The sequence below is a fragment of the Spirosoma sp. genome (assembly GCF_048594605.1).
Lineage (GTDB): Bacteria > Bacteroidota > Bacteroidia > Cytophagales > Spirosomataceae > Spirosoma.
On record NZ_JBMDWV010000431.1, the window covers coordinates 1 to 6,986 of the forward strand.

5 protein-coding genes are annotated in these 6,986 nt (G+C 43.4%); 4 read left to right on the forward strand and 1 reads right to left on the reverse strand.

Annotation, left to right across the window (positions count from 1 at the left end; all coding sequences use genetic code 11):
- On the reverse strand, positions 1-619 hold a 619-nt coding region (locus ACOJS8_RS27155; protein ID WP_420151697.1), incomplete at its 3' end, for a hypothetical protein.
- A 192-nt stretch (positions 620-811) separates the two neighbouring features.
- Here ACOJS8_RS27155 and hsdR point away from each other — a divergent pair.
- From hsdR to ACOJS8_RS27175, 4 genes are all read left to right on the forward strand, one after another.
- Complete coding sequence (gene hsdR / locus ACOJS8_RS27160; RefSeq protein WP_420151698.1) at positions 812-3,253, forward strand: EcoAI/FtnUII family type I restriction enzme subunit R; 2,442 nt, start codon at positions 812-814, stop codon at positions 3,251-3,253.
- Positions 3,186-4,994 (forward strand): GmrSD restriction endonuclease domain-containing protein, encoded by a 1,809-nt coding sequence (locus ACOJS8_RS27165; protein WP_420151701.1) that lies wholly within the window; start codon positions 3,186-3,188, stop codon positions 4,992-4,994. The genes hsdR and ACOJS8_RS27165 overlap by 68 nt, the downstream gene beginning before the upstream one ends.
- A 23-nt stretch (positions 4,995-5,017) precedes the next feature.
- Positions 5,018-6,520 carry an N-6 DNA methylase gene (locus ACOJS8_RS27170; RefSeq protein ID WP_420151699.1) on the forward strand — a complete coding sequence of 501 codons (1,503 nt, stop codon included), beginning with the start codon at positions 5,018-5,020 and terminating at the stop codon, positions 6,518-6,520.
- Positions 6,517-6,986, forward strand: a 470-nt coding sequence (locus ACOJS8_RS27175; protein ID WP_420151700.1) for a restriction endonuclease subunit S, incomplete at its 3' end; no start/stop codon positions are given. The genes ACOJS8_RS27170 and ACOJS8_RS27175, both read left to right, overlap by 4 nt.

Genomic DNA, 6,986 nt, shown 5'->3' on the forward strand with positions numbered 1-6,986 from the left:
CCCCACTTGTGTAGCCATAGTGTTTCGCTATGGTATTTGAGTCGATTCTTTCAATACTTTGATCTCTATAGATATATAGTAGCGCGACTTCACGTAACGATAATTTAGGGGCTACTTCATTACTTTCATTTAATACAGTATGCTTTTCTCCTTTACTTAGTTGCTCCCAATCAACTGCCTTAATTTCTGATAAAACCTTTACTCCTTTCGGCTGGTCCAAGCTCAGTTCACTTAACAGTTGAGCAGCCTTTTGAATTTCGGCTAGGTATAGACGGTTTTTGCTTTTTAAAAATGCCCTGATTAACTCAACAGCCTTTTCATCATGAATAATCTTTTTCTCGCAGGTATATAATAGCTTACTTTCTCTGCCACCTCGAGGTACAGAAAAATCAAATCCCCACAACGTTAAACTATTGCGGTAGTAATCAAGCCAGATATCAAATACCTTATTCTTACCTATTTCGTATGACATAACCATAAACTGGACCAGGCCTTCATAACTTTTATGAAAGTGTCCCCTATTGCGCAATTTTAGGAGATCGCTCAGATTCCCCACCAAATCTAATTTTCCTTGATTTTTAAAGCCTTCATCGCTTCCAAAGCTACTAGTCCTATCCATGTAATCTTTTCTAAAAATTTTCTAAAAAACTCAGCTATAAGACCCATAAACCTTCATTGAGTAACATCGATTTAGTATTACATTTGTCTGTAAGGGGTAGCATTATGAGTTTATCACCCGGCGAGAAGACAAAGTTTATTTTATCTGCACTATATAAGGTTCTGGACGTTCTCCAGGCTACAAGCTATTACAATGCTTTCCAAAAGAACCCTTTCTGAACGCGATATCTGCACTAAGTATATTACACCGGCCATTGAACAGGCTGGCTGGAAAGATAAATTTCTGGAGGAGGTTACATTTACAGATGGGCGCATCTACGTCCGGGGGAAGATGACGGCGCGAGGAAAAGCAAAGCGGGCCGATTATATTCTCTATTACAAGCCTAACATCCCTGTAGCTATAATTGAGGCCAAAGACAATACGCATTCTGTTAGCGATGGTATGCAACAGGCCTTAGAGTACGCTCGCATTCTTGATATTCCCTGTGTGTTCGCTTCTAACGGTGACGGTTTTATATATCATGACCGAACAGCTGCTGATGAAACGATTGAGCAGGAACTGGATCTAAATGCCTTTCCAACTCCGGATGAGCTTTGGCAAACATATAAGCGATATAAAGGCATTGAAACTACAACCGCAGAACTCATTGCTTCACAGGATTACTATCAGGATGGCACCGGTCGAAAACCTCGTTATTATCAGCAAATAGCCGTAAACCGAACTGTTGAAGCTATTGCTAAAGGCCAAAATAGGATTCTTCTCGTTATGGCGACAGGCACTGGTAAGACTTACACAGCGTTTCAGATCATCTACCGTTTGTGGAAGAGCGGTTTTAAAAAGCGTATTCTTTTTCTCGCTGACCGTACGGCCCTGATTGACCAGACCCGCCGAGGAGACTTTAAGCACTTCCGAGATAAAATGACAGTCATTCGTAAAAAACTGGTGTCGATCGATGGGAAGGAGCAAATGGTATCAAGCCGTAAGCGGGGTATTGATTCAACCGATAAAGCGTACGAAATCTATTTAGGTTTATATCAGGGGTTGACTAGTTCAGAAGGTATTGATGCTTTTAAGGATTTTTCTCCCGACTTCTTTGACCTTATTGTAGTAGATGAGTGTCACCGGGGTAGCGCATCTGAAGATTCAGCTTGGCGCGAAATCCTGGCTTATTTCAATAGGGCTACGCAGATTGGTCTGACGGCAACACCTAAAGAAACCTCCGATATCTCTAACAGCGAATATTTTGGCGATCCAGTCTATACATATTCACTTCGGCAAGGTATTGACGACGGATTTCTGGCTCCTTATCGGGTTGTTCGCGTTGGTTTAAATATTGACCTTGAAGGCTGGCGGCCCGAGAAAGGGAAAAAGGATAAACGTGGTAATCCAGTTGAAGACCGCATCTACAATCGTTTAGATTTCGACCGAAATATTGTCGTCGAAGAGCGTCGGAAACTGGTAGCGCAGAAAATCACCGAGTATCTGCACGGTCAAGGTCGATTTATGAAAACGATCGTGTTTTGTGTTGACATTGAACACGCTGAAGGAATGCGATCGGCATTGGCTCGCTGCAATGCTGATTTGGTTAGCCAAAACAGCAAATATGTCATGCGAATTACGGGCGATGAGGAAGAAGGGAAGCGAGAACTTGACAACTTCATCAATCCTGAGGAACGTTATCCAGTCATTGCGACAACATCAAAACTGATGACAACAGGCGTTGATGCGCAGACCTGCCAACTGATTGTTCTGGATAGTAATATCCAGTCAATGACTGAATTTAAGCAGATAATTGGCCGGGGAACACGTATCAATGAGGAATTTGGGAAGCTATATTTTACTATCCTCGACTTCCGAAACGTTACCGATCTGTTTGCTGACCCAGCTTTCGATGGAGATCCGGTACGTATTAAAGTCGTCAGTGAGGACGATACGATAGAACATGTAGAAGACGAAGAAATAGCTGCTGATGTACCTATAATAGATGAAGAAACGGGTGACGAACTTACACCTGAGCCCCCTAAAATTCGGTATATCGTTGAAGATAACGAAGCTGTTGTCAACGACGACCGTAAAGTGTTTGTCAATGGCGTAGACGTAACCATTCTGGCTAGTCGCGATCTGATTTTTGATAATGATGGAAAGGCCGTTATGGTAGGTTTGAAAGACTATACCCGCGACAAATTCAGAGCAAAATTCCAGACTATGACCGAGTTCATGACCTACTGGAATGCAAATGACCGTAAAGAAGCCATCGTTCAGGAACTGACCGAACAAGGAGTCTTGCTTGACACATTTCTTGACGCCGTAGATAAAGACGCGGACTTGTTCGACTTAATTTGCCACGTCGCTTACGACCAAAAACCGCTGACCCGCCAGGAGCGAGCTAATGAAGTGAAGAAGCGTGATTACTTCACTAAGTATGGCGAACAAGCTCGAGCTGTATTAGAAAGCCTTCTTGATAAATATGCTGATGAAGGCATTCAAAACATTGAAGATGTAAAAGTCTTACAAGTGAAACCCTTCGACCGCTTCGGATCACCGATGGAGATTATAAGAACCTTTGGTGGTAAAGATAAATATCTTGAAGCCGTTCGAGACCTGGAAAATCAGATCTATAGAATCACTGCCTAAACCAAAAACTACCTTTAGTAAAATCGTTGCTATGCCTCAACGCATTGAAATCATCAATAACTGGAATCTCAGAAAGCTATTTGACCAGATGGAACAGGGAAATATAAAAATCCCCCGTTTTCAACGTGGCTATGTCTGGGAACGGACTAAAGTGGTCAAATTACTAAATAGCATTTATAAGCAATTTCCTATCGGATCGCTGTTTTTATGGGAAGCCGACTCGCAATTTGCTCACTTTAATCGGGAGATTCCTGAATTAGGTCTACCTGCTCAACCAGAGTCTGGCCGTTATCAATTCATCTTGGATGGGCAGCAACGAACCACTTCATTATTTGTCGCCTTACGTAACAGAACCATCCGTACAATTAATTACGGCGCTATTTGCTTTAATCTGGAAAGTTGTGAATTCAAAATACCACGCTTGCTCAGTGATCGGCATAACGAACCGGCCTGGAAGTTAATGGATACTACAGCTTATTCGGAAGTTTTACGGCGCTACGTACTCTTTGATGCGGAGAATAACACAGATTATGCTTCGGCTTGGGAAAACTGTCGTCAGCAGTTCTCCGACTATCCAATAAGCATTATTAAGTCATCGAATATGCAGTTGGATGAAGTAGTCGATATTTTCGAGCGTATCAATCAGGGAGGAAAACGGCTCTCATTGTTCGATCTGGTGCACGCTGGTGCCTGGGCTACGGATTTTGACTTACGGGATAAAGTAGATGAGTTTAATCAGGAGCTCCCTATGAGAGTATATGGTGCGCTTGATTCAGAAGTTTTTACACAGTCGTTAGCTCTCAATATTTTTAATGATTGTCTTCAGGGTAGTCAACTTAAATTAACAGCTGATTTAGGAAGACAACATTGGCCTCAAACTGCAGAATGCATTCGTCGGGCAATTGACTATTTACGAACTTTAGGCGTAGCGAATTATTCCTTCCTACCTTATAACTCTCAACTCTCAGTAATTCAGCATTATTTCTACTGTTCAGGTCGTTCGTCTGTTCGTGCCGAGCATGTAAGTCTTTTAAACGAGTGGTTCTGGACGTCTACCTTCTCACAACGTTTTTCAAGCTCAAGCTTAAGCCGAATGAAAGATGATGCTGAATGGGTAAGAAGTTTGTTAGCCGGCAGTGCGCAGCCAAATACCTTCCCGGTTACGCTGACAGTTAGCGATTTGATACGGGTAAAAATGAAGAATGCGTCGGTTGTTAAGAATGGAGTTTTGTGCCTAATGGCCTTACAAAAGCCCCTGGATTTCCATAACGGGCAACCCGTCAATCTGGAACAAACACAGGTATCGCGTTCAAACTCACAACAGAACCATCATTTATTTCCTTACTCACGACGACAGGAATTAGGAATAAACGATCAGAACATTCATTCGGTGGTGAATTTTGCTCTAATTTCGGGGGCACTCAACCGCGAAATATCGAACAAAAAACCAAGTCAGTATATGCTAGGCTATGCTGACGAAACAGGTGAAGAAGCCCTTGTAGCTGACTCAAGGACAGAATCTGGGTTTATGAACTATCTGGGTAGTCATTTCATTGACCGCAAAGCCTACAATGCCTTACTACGAGACGAGTATCCAGCGTTTGTCCAGGCACGGGGCGAACAAATCTTGGAGGCAGTTAAACAGCGAACAGGTAACGCGTATGCTAGAACAACGCCTGATCAAATAGCTTTAGAAGAGATACCCGTTGATGAAACTGAAGACGTAGTAATTACCGATTAACTTATATTCTCATTGACGTTTAAATGGCCAATTTACAAGGCATTATTAAATCCATCCGCGACATCATGCGCGAAGACAAGGGTGTCAACGGCGATGCTCAACGTATTGAACAACTCGGGTGGATGCTATTTTTGAAAATCTTCGACGACAAGGACCAGGAAATGGAACTGCTCGTTGATGGTTACGTATCCCCTATTCCAACTGATTTCCAATGGCGTAATTGGGCTGCTGACTCAGAAGGAATGACTGGTGACGTACTCCTTGAATTTGTGGATCGACGGTTATTTCCTACACTACGTGAGCTAGCCCACACTGCCAGTGTAGGTGCCGCTAATCCCCGCGCATTGCTTATTCAAGAAGTATTCGAAGGGAACAACAATTATATGAAGTCGGGGACGAATCTGCGTAAGGTTTGTAATAAGCTGGCCGAAATCGACTTCAATAGCGCCACAGAGCGCCATCTCTTTGGCGACCTGTATGAAAATATTCTTCGGGAACTGCAATCGGCGGGTGACAGTGGAGAGTTCTATTCCCCTCGCGCTGTGACTCAGTTCATGACCGATATAATTAACCCGCAACTGGGCGAAATCATTTACGATCCCGCTTGTGGTACCGGAGGTTTCTTGACGGCCGCGATTGAGCATCTAAAGCAACAAGCTAATAACGTAGCTGACCGGCAACTGATCCAGAAAAATGTACGGGGGACAGAATATAAACCATTGCCCTTTGTACTGGCGTTGACCAACCTTATTCTGCACGATGTAGAACTACCTCACATCGCTTACGACGACTCTCTGAGCCGTGAGTATACCAGCATCCGCGACCGCGACCGGGTTGATGTGATTCTGGCTAACCCACCGTTTGGCGGAACGGTAGCTAATGGCAATGAAGGCAATTTCCCGCTGACCTACCGGACCAAAGAAAGTGCCGATCTGTTTTTGATTCAGATGATTCACCTGTTAAAACCGGGTGGACGGGCGGCTATTGTCTTGCCTGATGGTTCACTGACGGGCGATGGAGTCAAACAGCGTATCCGCGAAAAGCTTCTGACCGACTGCAACCTGCATACTATTGTTCGCTTGCCTAACTCAGTGTTTAAGCCGTATGCGACGGTAGCAACGAATTTGCTTTTTTTTGAGAAGAAACAAAGCGTTGACCTGACTCAGAATGCCGGGCCATTATTTGATACTCCCAAGAATCACAAGATGGCTACACAAGAAGTTTGGTATTTTCAACATATTTATCCAACTGGCACAAAATCATACTCTAAAACGAATCCGATCCAACTAAGTGAATTTGATCTTGAGAAGGATTGGTGGGACAATCGGGTTGAAAATGAGTATGCTTGGCGGGTGTCTATTGATACAATCCGCGAACGAGGTTTTGATCTGGATATCAAGAATCCGCACCGTCCTGTTGAAGAGGTGGAATACGACCGAGACGATATACTCAGAAAGTTAGAACAAAACCAGTCTACGATTGCCACTATTCTCTCAGACCTGAAACAGCTTTCTGAATTAGTATGATTTATCGTTTAGGAGACATATGTAGAATAACCAAAGGAGCCGTTGGGATTATGAAAGCCGTAGCGGGGTCGTATCCTATGGTTACGTTGGCCGAAGAGCGTAAGTCGCACAACGAATACCAGTTTGACGCACCAAATGGAGCTGTGATTATTCCGTTGGTGTCATCAACGGGTCATGGCCACGCCAGTATGAAACGAGTACATTACCAAGAGGGTTTTTTTGCACTTGGTAATATTCTATGTGCCGTTATTCCCAAAGATGAGAGCTTAATCCTAGCAAAATACCTCCACATTTATCTACAGGATAATAAAGACGAAGTCTTAGTACCGTTAATGAAGGGGATGGCGAATGTTTCGCTGCCAATGGGGAAAATAGCAGATATTGAACTGGAGGTGCCCAGCGTTGAACAGCAACAGGAGATCATTAAAATTGAAGCAGAAATAACACGCAATTATAATTTACTGAC

What these genes read in the sequence shown, in the direction of transcription:
- hsdR (WP_420151698.1), top strand. Translation starts at nt 812, where the DNA reads ATGCTTTCCAAAAGAACCCTTTCTGAACGCGATATCTGCACTAAGTAT.
- ACOJS8_RS27170 (WP_420151699.1), top strand. Translation starts at nt 5,018, where the DNA reads ATGGCCAATTTACAAGGCATTATTAAATCCATCCGCGACATCATGCGC.